The following is a 20,015-nucleotide window of genomic DNA, read 5'->3' as shown; positions in this document are numbered from 1 at the left end:
CCGCCGGGCGCGTCAGCTCTGCGCCGAAACCCATTGATAGGGAAGGAATTTCCCGTCGAAGGTCACCACCACCCGGTCCCCCGAGGAATGTGTCTGCCGCTGCACGTCGACGCTGAAGTTGATCGCGCTCATGATGCCGTCGCCGAACTTCTCGTGGATCAGCTCCTTGATGGCGCCGCCGTAGACCTGCAGCGCCTCGTAGAAGCGGTAGATGGTGGGGTCGGTGGGCACCGCGGTGGGCTGGCCGCCGCGCATCGGCGGGGCGGCCAGCACCGGCACCACCGACCTGTCGAGACCCAGCATCTCCACCAGGACGTTGCAGAGTTCGGCGGGAATGGGGTGCTGTCCGAGGAGCGCCGCCGTCGTCCACACCACCGGCCTGCCGATGGCGTCGGCCAGCTGCTGCCAGGTGAGCCCCTTCGCCAGGCGGGCCAGCACGATCTGTTCGGTGATCTGGTTTCTGTTCATCACCCCAGCATGCACGGTCGCCGTCGGTCACAGTGTCCGTGGTGCAAGCGGCCGATCAGCTTCACAGCCGATACCCGTATTTGTCGGTCACCTCCCGGCTGCGTGCCATCGGCCGCTATGGTGGCCCGCGATGGCACTTCATCTCCACCGTGCCGAGCGCACCGACCTCCTTGCCGACGGACTCGGCGCCCTGCTGGCCGACCCGCTGCCCGACCCGTTCGCATCGGAGCTGGTGCTGGTCGCCGCCCGCGGCATGGAACGCTGGTTGAGCCAGCACCTGTCCCATGTGTTGGGCAGTCGCGGCGCCCACGGCGACGGCGTGTGTGCCGGTGTCGCATTCCGCAGCCCGCAATCGCTCATCGCCGAGATCACCGGGACCGCCGACACCGACCCGTGGTCGCCGGAAGCCATGACGTGGCCGCTGCTGGAGGTGATCGACGCCGTCCTCGACGAACCGTGGTGCCGCCCACTGGCAACGCATTTGGGCCACTTCGACACCGACGCCGTCGAGGCCGAGTTGCGCCGCGGTCGCCGCTATTCGGTGGCGCGCCGCCTGGCCGGGCTGTTCGCCTCCTACGCCCGGCAGCGTCCTGCGCTGCTGGCCGGCTGGCTGGAAGGGCGCCTCGACGACGTGGACGCCGACCTGGAGTGGCAACCCGAATTGTGGCGGGCATTGGTAGCCGCGGTCCCGGCCGATCCGCCGCACATCCGGCACGAAAAGACCGTGGCAAGGCTGACCGCAGGTCCGGCCGACCTGCCGCCGCGGCTGTCGCTTTTCGGGCACACCCGGCTGGCATGCACCGACGTGCAACTGCTCGGCGCGCTGGCCACTCATCACGATCTGCACCTGTGGCTTCCCCACCCCAGTGACGATCTGTGGCAAGCGCTCGGCGGTGTCCACGGCGCGGTGCCACGACGTCAGGACACCAGCGGGCACGCCGCCCGGCATCCGCTGCTGCAAACCCTCGGGCGCGACCTGCGGGAGCTGCAACGGGGGCTGCCGGCAGCTCCGGCGACCGACGAATTCCTCGGCCGCACAACTAAACCCGACACGTTGCTGGGCTGGCTGCAAACCGACATCGCCGCCAACGCGACGCGCCCGGACGGACGGCAGCTGGCCGTCGGCGACCGGTCGGTGCAGGTTCACGCCTGCCACGGGCCGGCCAGACAGGTCGACGTGCTGCGCGAGGTGCTACTGGGCCTGCTGGAGGACGACCCGACCCTGGAACCGCGCGACGTGGTGGTGATGTGCCCCGATATCGAGACCTACGCGCCACTGATCGTGGCCGGCTTCGGGCTGGGCGATGTCGCCGGTACCGGTCATCCGGCGCACCGGCTGCGGGTCCGGCTCGCCGACCGCGCACTCATCCAGACCAATCCGCTGCTCGGCGTCGCCGCCGAACTGCTCGGCATTGCGGGCAGTCGTGCCACCGCCAGCCAGGTGCTCAACCTCGCGCAAGCCGTCCCGGTGCGCGCCCGCTTCGGTTTCACCGACGACGATCTCGACGTGATCACCGACTGGGTGCGCCAGTCCAACACCCGGTGGGGATTCGACCGGCACCATCGCCGGCCGTACGGGCTGGAGCGTTTCCTGCACAACACCTGGCGGTTCGGCATCGACCGCGTCCTGACCGGCGTGGGGATGTCGGACGACTCGCGGGCGTGGCTGGACACCGCGCTGCCCCTCGACGACGTCGGCAGCAACCGGGTGGAGCTGGCGGGGCGCCTGGCCGAGTACGTCGCGCGGTTGCATCACGTGGTCGAACGACTCAGTGGCGCAATGCCGTTGACCGACTGGCTGGACGCCTTGACGGACGGGATCGGCCTGCTCACCCGCTGCGACGAGGAGTGGCAGCAGGCGCAGCTGCAGCGGGAATTCGCCGACGTCCGCGCGCAAGCCGGCGCCCGCGTGTCCACGCTGCTGCGGCTGCCCGACGTGTCGGCGTTACTGGACGCGTCACTGGCCGGACGTCCCACCCGGGCCAACTTTCGCACCGGCACCCTGATCGTGTGCACCATGGTGCCGATGCGATCGGTGCCGCATCGGGTGGTGTGCCTGGTCGGACTCGACGACGGCATCTTCCCGCGGCACAGCGCGCCCGACGGTGACGACCTGCTGGCGCGGGCGCCGATGACCGGTGAGCGTGACGTGCGCTCCGAGGATCGCCAGTTGCTGCTTGACGCGATCGGTTCGGCCACCGAGACATTGGTGATCACCTACACCGGCGCCGACGAGCACACCGGGCAGCCGCGTCCGCCGGCCGTGCCGCTGGCCGAGCTCCTTGACGCGCTGGATCGCACGACGGTAACGCCGGCTCGCCGGCAGATCCTCACCAGACATCCGTTACAGCCCTTCGATCGCAAGAACGTCACACCCGGCGCACTGGTGCCCGCCACACCGTTCACCTTTGACCCTGCTGCGCTCGCGGCCGCCGAAGCGGCCACCGGGAAGCGCTGTGCGCCTGTGGCTTTCGTGGGTGATCGGCTGCCTGAACCGCCTGCCGGTGACGTGACGATGGCCGATCTGCTGGACTTCTTCAAGAACCCGGTCAAAGGGTTCTTCCGGGCACTCGACGTCACCCTGCCGTGGGACGTCGACACCGTCAAGGACGAAATGCCCGTCGAGATCGACGCCCTGCAGGCGTGGACGGTCGGCGACCGGATACTGCACGACATCCTGCGCGGCATGCATCCGGATGCGGCCGCCAACGCCGAATGGCGCCGCGGAACCCTGCCGCCCGGGCGGATTGGCGTGCGCAAGACCAAGGAAATCCTCGACTGTGCGTGCCAGCTGGCCCGGGCCGCGTTGCCACACATGGCGCCCGACGGCGACGCCTACGACATTGACATCGATCTCGGTACCGGCCGCCGGCTCAGCGGGACCGTCACGCCCGTCTACGGCGAGCATCTGGTCTCGGTGACGTACTCCAAGCTGGCGCCGAAGCATGTGCTGACGTCATGGATCGGGCTGGTCGCGTTGGCCGCTCAACGTCCGGGCCATGATTGGACGGCGCTGTGCATCGGCCGCGGAACCAGCAGGAACCGTACCGCCAGAAGGGTATTGGCGCCGCCGCCGGACCCCGTGGCCGTGCTGCGCGATCTGGTGTCGCTGTACGACACGGGTCGGCGCGAGCCGTTGCCGCTGCCGCTGAAAACGTCGTACGCGTGGGCGCAGGCGCGCCGGGACGGCGACGAGCCCGCCGCGGCCGCGCGAGAAAGGTGGGAATCCAACAGGTTTCGCGACGGAGACGACCGTGAGCCCGCGCACCTACGGGTCTGGGGCGACAAGCCCGCCTTCGGTGTGCTGCTTGGCGCGCCCCGCCCGGGCGAGGAGATGGCCGGGGAGGACACCCGCCTGGGTGCGCTGGCGGCCAGGCTGTGGCTGCCGCTGCTGAACGCCGAGAGGACCGGCTGATGGAGCGCTTCGACCTGCTGGGGCCGCTGCCCGAGCACGGCGCCACCATTGTGCTGGAGGCCAGCGCGGGCACCGGAAAGACGTTCGCGCTGGCCGGTCTGGTGACCCGCTACCTCGCCGAGACCGACGTCATCCTCGACGAGATGCTGCTTATCACCTTCAACCGCGCGGCCAGCCGCGAGCTTCGCGAACGCGTTCGCGACCAGATCGTGGCGGCGGTGGCCGCTTTGGACGGCCGGACGCCGCCCGACACTGATCTGGCCAGGCACCTGTTGTGCGACGAGGCCGGGCGCGCCGTACGGCTGGCTCGGCTGCGTGACGCGCTGGCCAACTTCGATGCCGCCACCATCGCCACCACGCACGAGTTCTGCGGATCGGTGCTGAGATCCCTTGGCGTGGCCGGTGACAGTGATTCCGACTTCGCCTTGCAGGAGAGCCTCGACGACCTGGTGGCCGAGATCGTCGATGACTGCTACCTCGCGCGCTTCGCCAACAGCGACACCGATCCGGTGCTGACGTATGCGCAGGCGCTCGACCTGGCCCGCAACGTCGTCGCCGATCCGTACGCGCAGCGGCGCCCGCTGGATCCCGACCCGGACAGCGCGGCCGGCGTCCGGTTGGACTTCGCCGAGCAGGTGCTCGACGAGCTGGAACGGCGTAAGCGCCGGCTACGGATTCTCGGCTACGACGACCTGCTGCTGCGGTTGTCGAAAGCCCTTGCGGCAGTGGACTCGCCGGCTCGCGAGCAGATGCGGCGCCGGTGGCGAATCGTGTTGGTGGACGAATTCCAGGACACCGATCCGATCCAGTGGCAGGTGCTGGAACGTGCCTTTCGGGGCGTGTCGACGCTGATCCTGATCGGCGACCCGAAGCAGGCCATTTACGGCTTTCGCGGCGGCGACATCTACACCTACCTCAAGGCGGCCCGCACCGCCGATGCCCGCTACACGTTGGGAGTCAACTGGCGCAGTGACGGGGTGCTCGTCGAGAGCCTGCAGACGGCGCTGCGGGGTGCCGCGCTGGGCCATCCGGAGATCGTGGTGCACGACATCGAGGCGCACCACGGCGGACATCGGCTGGAGGGGGCGCCGCGCGGCGCGCCGTTCCGGCTGCGCATCGTCAGGCGGCCGACCGTCGGCTACGACGGTACCGCCAATGTGCCAATCGGCTTGTTGCGCGAGCATATTCCCGCCGACCTGGCCGGGGACATCGCGTCCCTGCTGTCCAGCGGCGCCAGGTTCGCCGGACGGCCGGTGGCGGCCGGGGACATCGCGGTGATCGTCGAGCATCACCGAGACGCCCGGGCCTGCCGGGATGCCTTGGCGCGGGCGGGTATCCCGGCGGTCTACACCGGCGACACCGATGTGTTCGCGTCGCGGGCCGCCAAAGACTGGCTGTGCCTGCTGGAGGCCTTCGACGCGCCGCAGCGCACCGGGCTGGTCCGCGCCGCCGCCTGCACCATGTTCTTCGGCGAGACTGCGGAAACGCTTGCCGCTGAGGGTGATACGCTGACCGACCGGGTGGCCGCGACGCTTCGTGAATGGACGGACCAGGCTCGGCTGCGGGGTATGGCGGCGGTGTTCGAGGCCGCCCAGTTGGGCGGTATGGGCCGCCGGGTGTTGGGCCAACGCGGTGGCGAACGACACATGACCGACCTGGCGCATCTCGCCCAGCTGTTGCACGAGACGGCTCATCGGCAACGCTACGGCCTTCCGGCCCTTCGTGATTGGCTGCGCAGGCAGTGCGACGACACCACCCGTGCGACCGAGCAGAACCGCCGCCTGGACAGTGACGCCGCAGCGGTGCAGATCATGACGGTGTTCGTGGCCAAGGGTCTGCAGTTTCCGATCGTGTACGTGCCGTTCATGTTCAACCGAAACGTCCGGCGCGACGACATCCTGCTGTATCACGACGACACCGATACCCGTTGCCTTTATCTCGGTGGCGATACGAGCCGATCGGTCGAGGAGTTGAACCGTGCCGAGGCGGCCCGCGACAACATCCGGCTCACCTATGTCGCGCTCACCCGGGCCCAGTCTCAAGTGGTGGCCTGGTGGGCGCCAACTGTCGACGAGGTCAACGGCGGCCTGTCGCGGCTACTGCGCGGTCGTGGCAGCGGTGACCCTGTGGTGCCGGATAGGTGCAGACCGCGCATCTGCGACGACGACGCGTGGGCAGTGTTCACGCGCTGGCAGGAAGCCGGCGGACCGTCGGTCGAGGAATCGACGATCGTCTCCCCCGCCGCCATCGAAACCAGCTCGGCGGCTGACGGTTTCGCGGTCCGGCATTTCCACCGCCAGATCGACACCAGCTGGCGGCGCACGTCGTATTCGGCGCTGGTGCGCGCCGCAGATGCGATTGCGACGTCCGGCGTGACCAGCGAGCCCGAGGTCGACGTGCGCGACGACGAGGTGGATGCGGTGGTCGTCAGCGAGCCGGGTTCGGGTGCCGACCTCGACTCGCCGCTGGCGGCCATGCCGTCCGGTGCGGCGTTCGGGTCGCTGGTGCATGCGGTGCTGGAAACGGCCGACCCCCAGGCCGCCGACTTGGCTGGCGAGCTCGAGGGGCAGGTGCGACGGCACGCGCCGTGGTGGCCGGTCGACGCGGATGCCGCCGAGCTGGCGACGGCGCTGGTGCCAATGCACGATTCGCCGCTGGGCCCGCTGGCCGGCGGCTTGACATTGCGCCAGATCGGGGTGCGGGATCGGCTGCGGGAGATGGACTTTGAGATTCCGCTGGCGGGTGGTGATCTGAGGGCCCGCGCGCCGCGGGTGTCTCGGGTGTCACTGTCGGATGTGGGCGAGTTGCTGCGGGTACACCTGCCGCGCGGTGATCCGTTCCGGTCCTACGCCGATCGGTTGACGTCGTCAGGTTTGGGCGGTCAGTCGTTGCGGGGGTATCTGTCCGGGTCGATAGACGTGGTGTTGCGGTTGCCGCAGCAGCGATACCTGGTGGTGGACTACAAGACCAACCACTTGGGCGCCACCGCCGCCGACTACGATTTCGCCCGCTTGACCGAGGCCATGCTGCATTCCGACTACCCGTTGCAGGCCCTGCTGTATGTGGTTGTGCTGCATAGGTTTCTGCGGTGGCGGCAGCCCGGATACGACCCGCGGCGGCATCTGGGCGGGGTGCTGTACCTGTTCGTGCGGGGAATGTGTGGTGTTGACACGCCGATCTTGGACGGGCACCCGGCCGGCGTGTTCGACTGGGCCGCGCCGGCCGACTTGGTGGTGGCGCTGTCAGATCTTCTGGATGACGGGAGACGAGCCGCGTGAGCGTTGCCGACGTCGAGCCCGCCGTTACCGCGGTGGGCCTGCTGCGCGCCTTCAACGAGGCCGGGGTCCTCGATTTTGCCGATGTCCACGTGGCACAGCGTCTTTGCGCCCTGGGCGCGGAAAGGGACGACCGGGTGGCGCTGGCCGCGGCGCTGGCGGTGCGGGCACTGCGCGGCGGGTCGGTGTGCGTGGACTTGTCGACGATCGCGGTGGCCGCTGACGGCCTACCGTGGCCGGATCTCGCGCAGTGGCTGGCCGCGGTGCGCGCCAGCACGCTGCTCACGGATCCGCCGGTGCTGCATCTCTATGACGACCGGCTGCTGTACCTCGACCGTTACTGGCGCGAGGAACAGCAGGTGTGTGACGACTTGGTGGCCATGCTGGTTCCCACACCGAAAGGCCCTGACGCCGAGGTGCCGGCCTTTGAGCGACTGTTCCCGTCGGGCTTCGAAGAGCAGCGCAGCGCGGCGGAAATCGCGGTGGCGCAGGGCGTGACGGTACTCACCGGCGGGCCGGGGACCGGCAAGACCACCACGGTGGCGCGGCTGCTGGCGGCGCTGGCCGAACAAGCCGAACTGGCCGGCCGGTCGCGGCCCCGCATCGCCCTGGCAGCGCCGACGGGCAAGGCTGCGGCGCGGCTGGCCGAGGCGGCACGCCACGAGGTGACCCGTCTCGATGCGGCCGATCGCATGAGACTCGGCCAATTGCAGGCGGTTACGCTGCATCGGCTGCTCGGCAGCAGGCCCGACACGTCGTCGCGGTTTCGGCACCATCGCGGCAATCGGTTGCCGCACGACGTGATCGTGGTCGACGAGACGTCGATGGTGTCGCTGACGCTGATGGCGCGGTTGCTGGAAGCGGTCCGCCCTGGCGCGCGGCTGATTCTGGTGGGCGACTCCGACCAGCTGGCCTCGGTGGAAGCCGGTGCGGTGCTGGCGGATCTGGTGGACGGGCTAGCGGCGCGTGACGACGTGCGGGTGGCCGCGCTGCGCACCTCGCACCGGTTCGGCAAATCGATTGGGACCCTGGCCGATGCGATTCGCAGCGGCGACGCGGATCGGCTGCTCACCCTGCTGCGATCGGATGACGAGCACATCGAGTTCATCGACGACGAAGACCCGACGTCACGGTTGCGCGCGGTGTTGGTGCCGCATGCGTTGCGGCTGCGCGAGGCGGCGCTCCTGGGAGCCGTGGACGTGGCGTTGGGCATACTCGACGAGCACCGGATGCTGTGCGCGCACCGGCGCGGGCCCTTCGGTGTCGGGCACTGGAACCGACAGGTGGAGACCTGGCTGGCCGAAGAGACGGGCCTGCCGCCCTGGTCGCAGTGGTATGCCGGGAGGCCGCTGCTGGTGACCGCCAACGACTACGGGTTGCGGGTGTACAACGGCGACACCGGTGTGGCCGTGGCCGGCCCGGACGGTCTTCGCGCCGTCCTCGCCGGCGCAACCGGTCCGCTCGACTTCGCCGCGGGCCGGCTGTCCGACGTCGACACCATGCACGCCATGACCATCCACAAGAGCCAGGGCAGCCAGGCCGATGCGGTGACAGTTCTACTGCCGGAACCGGATTCACGGTTGTTGACGCGTGAGCTCTTCTACACCGCGGTCACCCGGGCCAAGGAGAAGGTGCGGGTGGTCGGTTCCGAGGCGTCGGTGCGGGCCGCGGTGGAGCGACGCGCGGTGCGGGCGTCCGGGTTGCGAATGCGATTGCAGCGGCAGTGATGTTCCTTCTTCTTGGTACCCTCACCCCCGTCTCCGCCGTACCCGATCAATGACGTGATCGCGAAGCGACCGACCTCGACGGTAATCGGACTACACCATCCATCGGCGAGGTGATCAACGCGAGCGGCTCCGGGCGCGCCCGTCAGACAGTGATAGCTGCCCGGGAAATACGGCTGAATGAAGTCTCGCCGGTCGACAAATTGAACCCCGGCGGTAGGCGAATCCGCTGTCTTCGTTTGACGGCAAGGGCCGTATTCGGCTGTCCGGCGCGCGTTCCGTGCACCAGCGCTCTTGGTCAAAATGGTGGTGGCTTGTTGCGTTCGGCGACGTGGGCGTCGTTGAGGGCCCGTTCGGATTTGATGCGGCGGGCGACCTCGGCGGCTCGGGTGCGTTGCCGGTGGGGCATCATCACGCCGCGGTCACCGATAGTAGTTGCGGGGGTTGGTGTTGGGGGCAAGTCGCCGGTGGTGGTGTTCCAGGCGGGAAAGAAGATCCAGCTGCCGGGGCGGGTGGTGTAGGTCCCTCCGTTGGGTGCGGTCCAGATAACGGTGCCGTCGGGCAGCTGCTCATCCTTCCAGGCCGTCCAGAACGTTTTCAACAGGTGGTGTTTTCGACACGCACACTTAAGGTTTGACGGATGTGTGGGCCCCAACGGCCAGGGCACCGTATGGTCGATGTCACAAAATTCGGCGGGCACGTCACATCCGGGGAACCGGCACGTCAAATCGCGGATTCGGATGAACTCCGCCAGCTTGGCCGACGGTCGGTGGTGCGGCTCTAACCCAAGGCCGCCGGGTTGGCGCACGGGGCTGATGGTGGCCCCACCGCGGATCAACTCGGCCAGCAGCGGCGCAGGCACCACACCCCCGCTGGTAATCAACGCGGCCGGCGGCTTGACCGATGACGCCGCGGGCTGATCGGGTTCGGGGTCCGGCGCCAACGCCTCGACCAGCGTCATCTCCGGAGTGATTGGCCGCGATGGGTGCACCTCACCCGACATGTGCGGGTCAGCTGCAGCATCCAGCGCACAGGACTCGGCGACGACGTGGATGACCACACCGCTGGCCCGCTCGTTAGTGTCGCCGGCACCGCAGGGACAGTCGGCGTTACCGCACCCGCACACCAGCCGTTCGGCGCCTGCGGCCAATGCGCCCAGCGCATCGGCGCGGCGCTGAGCCAGGGTGCGCGGGTCGTCGTCGCACACCCCGTGGGCCATCTGTTTCAGCCGCCGATCCAGCATCGCGGCGTCGGTGGCATATAGCCGGCCCCACAACGCGGCGGTGCCCACGTCGTCGTCGGGTTCGCCGAAGCACACGTCGCGGCTGCGGGCCGCCGCACGGGTGCGCCGCAACGCACCGGGGTCGTAGCGATCAACCCACCCGTCGATGGCCTGCTCCAATTTGGACGCCGACAACGGCCCCCACGCACCGGCGTGTTCGGCCACCGCGGCATCGACGAGTCGCTGCGCCTCGGGGTCGCGGACCAGATAGGTCCGCCACGCGATGACCGACATCAACCGCGCGCTAAGCCCTCCGGCCAAAAACAGCGCCGCCACCTTGGGCAGCCGATTCAACGCCAGGCTCAGATGCATCTGCCCAGACGCCCTGCCCTGACTCAGACCCAGCGCGGCAGCCACCTCGGCAGCAGCGCTGTCCCATTCGTCGCAAGCCCAGTCTGCGCGCTGGTCACTGGCGGTGCGCCGACAGGTCAGCGCGGCGATCGCCGACAACCGCCGAGCACTCGCGGCCGCCTCCGCGCGAGCGCAGTCCTCGATCGCTGCCACCAGCGCAGAGTCGTCGCATCGGCGCAGTTCAGCCGGATCCGGCAACGACACTTCGAACATATGAGCGATACTAGACGAAGGCACCGACAACACGATCTGAACTGACCACCCGCCCGACAACGACGTGATCACCCTGCCGCCGCGGCACCACAAGCACCAACTCAGGTACGACCCTTCGGCGAGCTGCTCACCGTTTGCGCGCGCGCGTATCGACAACTCGGTGGCGAGCACAGAACGGCCGCCTCGGCCCAAAGCACTACGGCTTGCTCGACCTCATGCCTGCCGGTGAGCAGGAAGCCATGTTCAGCGATGGATAGGAGTAGGTGCCGATTTGATGCCGATCCCTTGGCCGGGCAAAGGACAACCTCGGTGTCCAGTGGTTGCGCCACACCGACGACCATCCGGGGGCTCGCCAATGATCACCCACGGAGAACGACGACAAAACACCGCCTCACAGAACGACGAATCATGTTCTACGCCAGGGAGGCAGCTGCTCATGTGTCAACTGCGATACTCCGACACCTCACCGACGTACCCAGCAACGGTAATTGACCGTCACTTGGTCAGTTGGCGACTGCGGTAGCAATCTCGTCACAATTTGTCACCGTCAACCGAACTTTGGTCCAAAAGGACGTCCGGCCTGGACCATACACTACGTCGGGGGTTCGCCGACCCGCTGCACCCCGATTCGGAGCTGGCATGGACACACACGAGCTGCGCATTTCCAACGTCGACGTCTTCGACAGCGTCGACGGCCGGGTCATCGGGCCGCTGGATGTCGCCGTCCGGGAGGGAGTGATCGCCGCGGTCGCACCCGCGGGTTCGACGGAATTCTCCGGCTCGCAGATCGACGGGACCGCAAAGACGTTGATTCCCGGGCTGATTGACGCGCACTGGCATGCGATGTTCGCCACCATCCCGGCGGCGGCGGCTCAGCTCAGCGAGCTCGGCTACGTCTACGCCCGGGCGATCGTCGGTGCCCGGGACACACTGCTACGCGGCTTCACCACGGTCCGCGATCTCGGCGGGCCGGTGTTCGGAATCAAGCAGGCCATCGACGAAGGCGTGATCGTCGGCCCGCGCATTTACCCGTCCGGCGGGTTCATCTCCCAGACCGGCGGACACGGCGACTTCCGGCTGCCCCACGAGGTCCCTCGCGGTGTCTGCGGACACCTGAGCTACACCGAGATCATCGGGGCCGCAGTCATCGCCGACGGCGAAGCCGAAGTGCTACGGGGAGCGCGAGAGATGTTGCGGCGCGGCGCCTCTCAGCTCAAGCTGATGGCCGGCGGCGGTATCACCTCGACCTACGACCCGGTCGACGTGGCCCAGTTCACCGAAGCCGAGATCCGCGCCGCGGTGGCGGCCGCGGAGAACTGGGGCACCTACGTCACCGTGCACGCCTACACGCCGCGCGCGATACGCACTGCCGTCGCCGCCGGGGTCCGGTGCATCGAGCACGGCCACCTCATCGACGAGGACACCGCCGCACTACTCGCGGAAAACGACATCTGGTGGTGCCTGCAGCCCTTCCTTGCCGACGAGCCCACGATCCCCGTCACACCGCAGACGAGGGCAAAGCTGCGGCAAGTGGTCTCCGGCACCGATGCCGCGTATCGGCTTGCGATCAAGCACAGGGTCAACGTCGCGTTCGGAACCGACATATTGTTCGACGCCACGCTCGCCAGCCGGCAGGGCGCCCAGCTGGCCGAGCTCACCCGCTGGTATACGCCCGCCGAGGTGCTGCAGCAGGCGACGATCCGCAACGCCGAACTCTTGGCCATGTCCGGGCCGCGTAACCCGTACCCCGGCCGGCTGGGCGTCGTGGCCGAAGGTGCCCTGGCCGACTTGGTTCTCATCGACGGCAATCCGGTGGCCGACATCTCGCTGATCGCCCGGCCCGACGAGGCGTTCGTCGCCATCATCAAGGACGGCCGTCTAGTCAAAGGCACTGCGGACTAGCCAGGGCGTGCCTGGACATGGCAGTGCGGAACAATCGGGGTCAGCATGGTCGACAACGACGGTTCTCCACTTTCATCCTGGCGACACCACATCGCGCGCCTCGCCGTGTTCGCCGGCTTCCTACTCGGGCTGTGGTACCTGGCGGCCATTGCGCGAGTCGTCGAGCGCTGATCGAACGACGGCCGGTCAGCGTGTGAAACGGCTTGAGTTCCTCGATATTCACCGTGAACGGGGCATATCGGCGCCTGCCGGTCTCGCTGCCGGACCACTCCGGGCTGGTGATCACCGGCACCGGGCGAGCCTGCGCGTCGGCATAGGTGATGCGGCGTTCCTCGCTGCCTTCGGCCAGATGCGCCAACCTGTCCGCGATGGTACCCATCGTCTTTCCCGGCTTGGGCCGCTCTCCTACTGTGCGCCAGTTATATTCGACGCCCGACGGGTACGCCATCGCGCCGGGCGTGTCGTGCGCAAGCGCGCCGAGCACGATATCGGTGCGGGTGCCGAGGTGCTTGGCCGCCAGCGTCGAGAAGGCGCTCGCGATCGCCCCGAACGCCTCGTAGTCCGAGCGAGTCTCCCACGGCGGATCGATGGCGGGGCTGAACGCGTGCACATACGGGTGGCCCGCCGCGGCCCCGTACGTATTGTGCTAGGCGCCGGCCCGCACCGCGGACACGAACAGATTCCGCGGCGCGCTGTCTTGGACCTCCTTCGGCGGGTTGCGGTCGTAGCCGGCCATCAGCTGCGCCGACGGCGTCACCGTCACCTCCCAGCCGTGGCGGCGCAGCCAGTCGCCGACGTCGTCGCGCTCCTCGAAGTACCACAGCTCATCGGTACTGGGCACCTCGCGCTGCGGGTCGACCTTGGCCATCAGAGCTCGGACGCGGTCCATCCGCTCGCGCCGCTTGGCGCGGAACGCGGGGTCCAGAAAGTCGGGTCCGAGCGCCTCGACAGCGATCCGGCTTCCGGTGACGGTGAGGCCCTGAACGCGGTTGAACAGCAGATCCTGGGCTGCTGCCGGCAAGTACGGCATGAGTCCCTCGGCCGACCATGCGCTCGGGGCCGACGCGTCGAAACCGGCCTGCTGCAACGCCTTCGGCCAGTCTTGGCGCAGGTCAACTGGGACGCCGACGCGACGGCAGGTCGGCTCGGCCCCGTGCTCGCGCAGCGTCGCCGTTTTGAATTCCAGCACCTTGGGCTGGTCGAGTTCGTAGACCGTGGTGCCGTCGGGCCACGGCAACCGCCAGCACCGCGAGTCCAGGCCGGCCGCCAGAATCACCGCCTGACCGATGCCCGCTCGGGTCGCGTCCCGGAAGAAGGTGTCGAAAAACGCTGTGCGGCAGGCCATATAGTTGGTCATTGCCTGCATCCGCAGCGACACCTCGGGCTCGGCTTCGAGGACTTCGGCGGGCAGCTGCGACCCCGAATACCAGTTCCACACGCCGTCGCCGGCCGCGTCGAGGAAAATCCGCGCGAACGGATCGCTGATCAGCGGACTCTCGCTCTCGGTTTCGGCCGCACGCGCCGCCGCCACGCCCAGCGCCGTCGCGCCCACGCTCTCGGTGATCTCCCAGCTGTCGTTATCTGTTCTGGCGGTTCTGGCCATGCACGCTTCCTCCCGTCGACACCGACCCTACGTGCCGGTACCCGAGCCGTAGGTCCGGGTCGGGGCACACCGGTTGGCCGGGTGTCAGCAGGCCGTCGGTATGAGGGCCGCGACGTCGCTGTGCAAGTGCGCCAGTCCGCTATCGAGAGTCGCCAACTGCCCGTTGCGGCTTCGGGCCAGCTGAGCCAGGTAAGCATCGGTCACCTGTCGGTGGCCGACCACTCCTCCGATCTCGACATCGGCAAAAGAGACGCTGTCGGGCCAGAACTCGTGGCGCTTTGCGGTTTCGACGGCGCTGACCACCTCCCGCGCCGCTGCCGCGGATTGGCCCGTCCGCATCAAGAATCGAACCAGACTTCCCTGCGTGATGGGGCACGTCGCGAAGCCGGCGTCACGCGTGGACAGCCATGCCGCGGCGGCGTCGTGATGCACATGCTCGGCGACCACCAGTGCGATCAGCACGTTCGCGTCCAGCAGCGCGATCACGCCTCATCCTCCAACGAGCGCACGTCCTCGGAGGTCACGACTTTGCCGACGCTCACCAGTGGCAACCCGGTCCTGGGATCGGTGGAGATCGCGGCGGTACGGCCGGCTCCCAGGCCGCGTCGTATGAGGTCGGCAACGGTTTCACTTAAGGTGCGGCGAGTGTCCCGGGCGATAGCCAGCGCCTGTTTGTGCAGGTCGTCGGGGAGATCAATGGTGGTACGCACACCCAAGGCTACATCACTGCATCACGATGTCATGATGAAGCCGGCTTCGAGCCGACCAACAATCCGAAGTAGGCCGGCGGGTTCTCGCGGCGCGGCTCGCCGGCGCATAGGGTGGTCGCCGTGACTGATGCCGTCGGCGGGTCCGAGACCCTAGCAAGAATCCTGACCGAACACGGCCCGTTGGACGCGGACGAGTTCGCAGCGCGGCTACGGGACGGCGGCGTGGCCGATCTGGATGCCGTGCTGGACCAGGTTCTCGACGAAATCGAAACTCCGGCAAGGCAATTGGTCGACAATAGGTGGGTGTGGCTGCCGACGGTGCTGGCCGGTCGGGTGTTCACACACCGGGTCGGAGCAGCCGAGCTGGCCCACGACCTGCTCACGGTGACCCCGGATCTGGACCCCATCACCGCGCTCTGCGAGCACGAAGAGTACCGGCGACTCGCTGACGGTACACCGGCGCAAGTCATCATCGCCGAATTTGATGACGGGCTGCTCGAACAGCGAGGCATTCCCGACGAGGCGGTCGACCCGCACGGGGCGCTGCTCCTGGCGCCGAGCACGTTGGCGGCGTTGGGGGTGGCCGAGGGCGACCTGGTCGGAATACGGCTGACCGACCAGGGCCTCACGGTCGAGCGGGTCTCCGATACCGGGCCCGCCGGCGACGTGGGCGCCCGGCTGGCCGCGACGCTCGACGCGGAGGAGCCCGAGTACTTCGACGCCGCGGTGTGGACGGTGTGCGCCGAGAACCCGCAGCTGTTCACCGAGCCGCTGCCGCCGCTATCCGAGATCGTCGACGACTATGGTCTCGAGCGCCGCGGCGAATGGCTTGCAACACGCGGATTCGATTTCGACGCTTGGCAATTCGATCAGGGTTGCGCCGCGCTGGCCGAGCGGCATGACCTCGACGCCGAGGACGCGTTCGCGCTGTTCACGTTGATCAGGTTCTACGACCGGATAGCACTGTTGCTCGCGGCCGCCGTGGAGGATGACTCGCCGGAGGAGGCTGTTGCTGCCGCCCTCGCTGGCCTGGCCACGCCCGAGTTCGACCATCTTGCCGATCTTGTCGGTGAGTTGGGGACCGCACTCGCCGATCCGCCACTGGCCGAGCTGCTGGTGGCCGAGACGGTCGGCACCGAAAGCGTCGGGGTCGTCGCGCTGGGTTTGTTCGCCGAGGCGCTGGAGTCGAAGGTGCCCCGTGCGGCGAGGGTGGCGTGTCGGTGGCTGCGTGCGGTGGCGCTGGAGCGCATCGGCGACATCGAGGCCGCCGAACGCGAACTGCTGGCCGCCGAGTCGATGGATCCGGATTGGCCGTTGCCGTTGTTCGATCTGGCTCGCATCGCCTCCGATCGCGGTGACGTCGAGCGCGGTTTGGCGTTGCTGCGCCGCGCCGGCGCGGAGCCGGACTACCCGCTGGTGGAGCTGCTGGAGCAGTACCGGACCGAGCCACGCCGTGACGTCGGGCGGAATGACCTGTGCTGGTGCGGGTCTGGGCGCAAGTACAAGAAATGCCATCTCGGGCGGGAACAGCTGCCGCTGGATGACCGGGCGCGCTGGTTGTACGCGAAAGCCATCCAGCATGCTCTGGTGAGCGGCTGGAACGAGCTGTTGATCGACGTGGCCTACGAACGCTCCCGTCATGCCGGCGATGATCCGTACGCGCTCACCACCGCGCTGGGTGATCCGCTGGTGATCGATGCGGTGCTGTTCGAGGGCGGGGCGTTCGAGGAGTTCCTCGAGATCCGCGGGTCGTTGCTGCCCGACGACGAGCGACTGCTGGCGCCGCAGTGGTTGTTGGTGCAGCGGTCGGTGTTCGAGGTGGAGCGGGTGCAACGCGGCCACAGCGTCACCGTGCGCGACCTGCGCAGCGGCGACACCCACGAGGTGCGGGAGCAGGCGGCCAGCCGCCAGCTCATGCCGGGACAGCTGTTGTGCGCGCGGGTGCTGCCCACCGGGGACACCACGCGATTTTTCGGCGGCGTGGAACCGGTCGCGCTGTATGAGCGCGACCCGCTGATCGAACTGCTGGACACCGAACCCGACGCGGTGACGCTGGTGGCGTACCTCAGCCAACGGTTCGCGCCGCCGGCGCTGACCAACACCGAGGGTGATCCGCTGGCGATCTGTGCGGCCACCGTGCGCGTCGGCGACCCGGCCGCGATCCAGGCCGCGCTCGACCACACCTACGACCGGGTCGAAGGCGAAACGCCGCCGCGCTGGCACGAATACGTCAACGACGATGGGACGCAATGGATCCGGGCGACCCTGGTGCTCGACGCCGACACGCTGCGGGTAGAGACCAATAGCAACGAGCGGATGGATCGGGTGCTGGCCACGGTGGGCGCCCTGGACCCGGCGATGAGCGTGCTGGAGGACTCTCGCCGCCCGATGGGCGACACCCGCGAGCTGGCCGAGCAGCTGCCGGTTAGCGGTGACGACGCGCCCGATGGGCCCGAGGTGGCCGCCGCTCTCGAGGAGTTCGTTCGCGACTACGAAACCAAATGGCTCGACAGGCCCCTCCCCGCGCTAGAGGGTCGCACCCCGCGGCAGGCCGCCGACGACCCCACCCGACGCGGCGACCTGATCAAACTCCTCGACAGCTTCCCCGCCGCGGCGGGTGCCGGCGCCATGGACGTCAACCGGCTGCGCGCCTCGTTGGGCCTGTAGTTCGAACGGCGCGCCGAGTTTCTGCAGAACCGGCCGCCAATTCCGGCGGAAACAGCCGCCGGGCGGCGCATGATGGAAGGGTGCGGATCGGAGTCGGCTTCTCCACCGCGCCCGATGCGCGGAAGGCGGCGGTAGCGGCTGCAACGCAGGCGTGCGACGAGCTCGCCGGTGATGCGCCGTCGCTGGCCGTGCTACTCGGATCGCGATCACACACCGACCAGGCGATTGACGTCCTCAAGGCGGTGCAGGGGATCGTCGGGTCGCCCCCGCTGATCGGTTGTGTCGCCCAGGCGGTTGTGGCCGGCCGGCATGAGATCGAGGACTCGCCCGCAGTGGCTGTCTGGCTGGCGTCGGGCCTGGCCGCCGAAACGTTCCAGCTGGATTTCGTCCGCGCCGGCTCCGGTGGGCTGCTCACCGGTTATCGGTTCGACCGGACCGCACACGATCTGCATCTGCTGCTGCCCGACCCGTACACCTTCCCGTCGGGTTTGCTCATCGAGCACCTCAACAGCGACCTGCCGGGGACGACGGTGGTGGGCGGTCTGGCCAGTGGTGGACGTGGACCGGGCGGCACTCGGCTGTTCCGCGACGGCGGCGTGTTCAGCTCGGGGCTCGTCGGGGTGCGCCTGCCTGGTGTGCACGGGATACCGATCGTGTCGCAGGGCTGCCGGCCGATCGGCCGTCCCTACATCATCACCGGCGCGGACGGGGCGGTGATCACCGAGCTCGGCGGGCGCCCGCCGTTGGTGCGCCTGCGAGAGATCGTCGAGGAGCTGCCGCTGCACGAGCAGGAATTGGTCAGCCGTGGCCTGCAGATCGGCATTGTGGTCGACGAGCACTTGGCGGCTCCGGGGCAGGGCGACTTCTTGATCCGCGGGCTGCTGGGCGCCGATCCCTCGACCGGGGCCATCGAGATCGGCGAGGTTGTCGAGGTCGGCACCACCGTGCAGTTCCAGGTCCGTGACGCGGCGTCGGCGGACAAGGACCTGCACCTGGCCGTAGAGCGGGCGGCAGCCGAGCTGGGCGGGCGGCCGGCGGGTGCGTTGCTGTTCACCTGCAACGGGCGCGGGCGGCGGATGTTCGGGGTGGCCGACCATGACGCGTCGACGATCGAGGACCTGCTGGGCGGGATTCCGTTGGCCGGGTTCTTCGCCGCCGGGGAGATCGGCCCGGTTTTCGGGCGCAACGCGCTGCACGGTTACACGGCGTCGTTGGCGTTGTTCGTCGAGTGAGCTGGGCGGATCTGGGTCACTATTGTCACATCTGTCACGGGCTGGGGGCACTATGCGTTGTGCCCGGCTATCAGCGACTTTTCAGCGACAAGCCGGCCGGGTGGCGGCGGGCTCATTCCGGCAGCGCGGATCGGACGCCGGTATGCCCAAAGTCGTTGCCCTTCCATCCTTTCCATAACAGTGGCTCACGTAGGTCGGTGGCCAGTGCATACGACAGGCAATCGCCGAAGTTCAAACCGGCCGGATGGCCGCTGCCCTTGCCGAAATCTGCGTAGGCCTGACGCGCAAGCCGGGCCTGCCGTTCGGTCACCGGCTCCACCACGAACCCGGCTTCCTCGAGTAGCTCGTCCAAACCTCTGCTGATGATCGGGTCACGTAGGGAATCCAGAACGATCCCGCATTCGAGATAGCTTGCCGCAGAAAGCCTTCTCACGTCGGCGGCGGCGATGGCGGTGGCGCAGCGGGCCGCGTCGTCCTCTTCGGTGAGGATCGCAATGATCGCCGACGTGTCCGCGATCACGCCGGTAGCCCTCGCTCGTCGTAGAGCATTGCAGCATGGTCCAGCCGCTTGGTCTCTGGGTTCATCCGGCTGGCGGTGTTGTGGCCGATAGCCAGGAGCCGGGCGGCGAGATCGTCCCTCTGCAGCCGGGCCAGACGCTCCTTCACCGCGGTGGCCACCGCCTGAGCCTGAGACTCACCGGTGATCGTGGTGATCTGCCTGACCGCTTGGTGGACCGACGCGTCTTTGATGTTCAACGCCATGCGGGTACCTTTCTACCTGCGCGATGGTACCAGGGTACGCCTGGTCAGTAGAGGTCTCAAGGACAACCTCGCTAGCCCCGACCGCGTCCGGCGCAACCACCGCTTGGCGGTACAGCGTGGATCATTATGGGGCACAACGTATTTCCGCGTAGACCCCAGGCGCGCCGACACCGCGACACGACGATAGCGCTCAGGCGAGCAGCGATCCCGGCCAGCGACGGCACGCTGGTGACGGAATTCATCGGCTTGCTGCGTGCGGTGCGCATATGCATAGCGGACGGATCCGCACCCTAGCTAGGGGGTAGTTCCCAACTGCTCATCGAGTGTGCTCCGGTGTCATTTGCCACCGGGAAGGGACCACTGGTTTGCCACCAGCTAGGGACCACCTGTTTGGCTCAGCGAGCATGATGT

The 20,015-nt window shown here is 68.2% G+C and carries 13 protein-coding genes and 1 pseudogene; 6 read left to right on the top strand and 8 right to left on the bottom strand.

All coding sequences use genetic code 11. The features are described from left to right. Positions 1-12: 12 nt before the first annotated feature. Complete coding sequence (gene cynS / locus AWC07_RS01815; protein WP_036410544.1) at positions 13-468, bottom strand: cyanase; 456 nt, start codon at positions 466-468, stop codon at positions 13-15. Positions 469-598: 130 nt separating this feature from the next. Between cynS and recC the strand changes: the two genes are divergently transcribed. The 3 genes from recC to recD are packed head-to-tail and all read left to right on the top strand — an operon-like array spanning position 599 to position 8,885. Further along, positions 599-3,883 (top strand): exodeoxyribonuclease V subunit gamma, encoded by a 3,285-nt coding sequence (gene recC / locus AWC07_RS01810; RefSeq protein WP_085104926.1) that lies wholly within the window; start codon positions 599-601, stop codon positions 3,881-3,883. Then, positions 3,883-7,161 (top strand): exodeoxyribonuclease V subunit beta, encoded by a 3,279-nt coding sequence (gene recB, locus AWC07_RS01805; RefSeq protein ID WP_036408769.1) that lies wholly within the window; start codon positions 3,883-3,885, stop codon positions 7,159-7,161. Before recC ends, recB begins: the two co-directional genes overlap by 1 nt. After that, entirely contained in the window at positions 7,158-8,885 is a 1,728-nt protein-coding gene (gene recD / locus AWC07_RS01800; RefSeq protein WP_036408766.1) for an exodeoxyribonuclease V subunit alpha, read from the top strand. The genes recB and recD overlap by 4 nt, the downstream gene beginning before the upstream one ends. Positions 8,886-9,180: 295 nt before the next feature. Here recD and AWC07_RS01795 read toward each other — a convergent pair whose 3' ends face one another. Continuing rightward, positions 9,181-10,728, bottom strand: coding sequence for an HNH endonuclease signature motif containing protein (locus AWC07_RS01795; protein WP_036408764.1), 1,548 nt, complete (start codon positions 10,726-10,728; stop codon positions 9,181-9,183). Positions 10,729-11,367: 639 nt separating this feature from the next. Between AWC07_RS01795 and AWC07_RS01790 the strand changes: the two genes are divergently transcribed. Next, positions 11,368-12,630 carry a metal-dependent hydrolase family protein gene (locus tag AWC07_RS01790; RefSeq protein ID WP_036408761.1) on the top strand — a complete coding sequence of 421 codons (1,263 nt, stop codon included), beginning with the start codon at positions 11,368-11,370 and terminating at the stop codon, positions 12,628-12,630. A 178-nt stretch (positions 12,631-12,808) separates the two neighbouring features. Here the strand turns inward: AWC07_RS01790 and AWC07_RS01785 are convergent. From AWC07_RS01785 to AWC07_RS01770, 4 genes and pseudogenes are all read right to left on the bottom strand, one after another. After that, a pseudogene (locus tag AWC07_RS01785) lies at positions 12,809-13,249 on the bottom strand (hypothetical protein); the annotation flags it as partial. Positions 13,250-13,276: 27 nt separating this feature from the next. Beyond that, a complete protein-coding gene (locus AWC07_RS01780) occupies positions 13,277-14,233 on the bottom strand; it encodes a class I SAM-dependent methyltransferase (protein WP_036408754.1) in 957 nt (318 codons plus the stop codon). An 84-nt stretch (positions 14,234-14,317) separates the two neighbouring features. Then, complete coding sequence (locus tag AWC07_RS01775; RefSeq protein WP_036408751.1) at positions 14,318-14,719, bottom strand: TA system VapC family ribonuclease toxin; 402 nt, start codon at positions 14,717-14,719, stop codon at positions 14,318-14,320. Next, entirely contained in the window at positions 14,716-14,943 is a 228-nt protein-coding gene (locus tag AWC07_RS01770) for a hypothetical protein (RefSeq protein ID WP_036408748.1), read from the bottom strand. Before AWC07_RS01770 ends, AWC07_RS01775 begins: the two co-directional genes overlap by 4 nt. A 120-nt stretch (positions 14,944-15,063) precedes the next feature. On the opposite strand from AWC07_RS01770, the gene AWC07_RS01765 reads away from it, so the two are divergent. Both AWC07_RS01765 and AWC07_RS01760 read left to right on the top strand, forming a co-directional pair. Beyond that, a complete protein-coding gene (locus tag AWC07_RS01765) occupies positions 15,064-17,610 on the top strand; it encodes an SEC-C domain-containing protein (RefSeq protein ID WP_036408772.1) in 2,547 nt (848 codons plus the stop codon). Positions 17,611-17,690: 80 nt separating this feature from the next. Next, a complete protein-coding gene (locus tag AWC07_RS01760; RefSeq protein ID WP_036408745.1) occupies positions 17,691-18,842 on the top strand; it encodes an FIST signal transduction protein in 1,152 nt (383 codons plus the stop codon). A 112-nt stretch (positions 18,843-18,954) separates the two neighbouring features. Here the strand turns inward: AWC07_RS01760 and AWC07_RS01755 are convergent, their stop codons facing one another. Together AWC07_RS01755 and AWC07_RS01750 are read right to left on the bottom strand one after the other, a co-directional pair. Next, entirely contained in the window at positions 18,955-19,362 is a 408-nt protein-coding gene (locus AWC07_RS01755; RefSeq protein WP_036408743.1) for a type II toxin-antitoxin system VapC family toxin, read from the bottom strand. Continuing rightward, positions 19,359-19,604: a type II toxin-antitoxin system VapB family antitoxin gene (locus tag AWC07_RS01750; protein WP_036408740.1), complete on the bottom strand. Its 246-nt coding sequence runs from the start codon at positions 19,602-19,604 to the stop codon at positions 19,359-19,361. Before AWC07_RS01750 ends, AWC07_RS01755 begins: the two co-directional genes overlap by 4 nt. Positions 19,605-20,015 lie beyond the last annotated feature (411 nt).

The sequence above is a fragment of the Mycobacterium gastri genome, from assembly GCF_002102175.1.
In the GTDB taxonomy this organism is placed as follows: domain Bacteria; phylum Actinomycetota; class Actinomycetes; order Mycobacteriales; family Mycobacteriaceae; genus Mycobacterium; species Mycobacterium gastri.
Note: the sequence above shows the minus strand (reverse complement) of the source record. Positions and strands in the feature narration are given on the sequence as shown.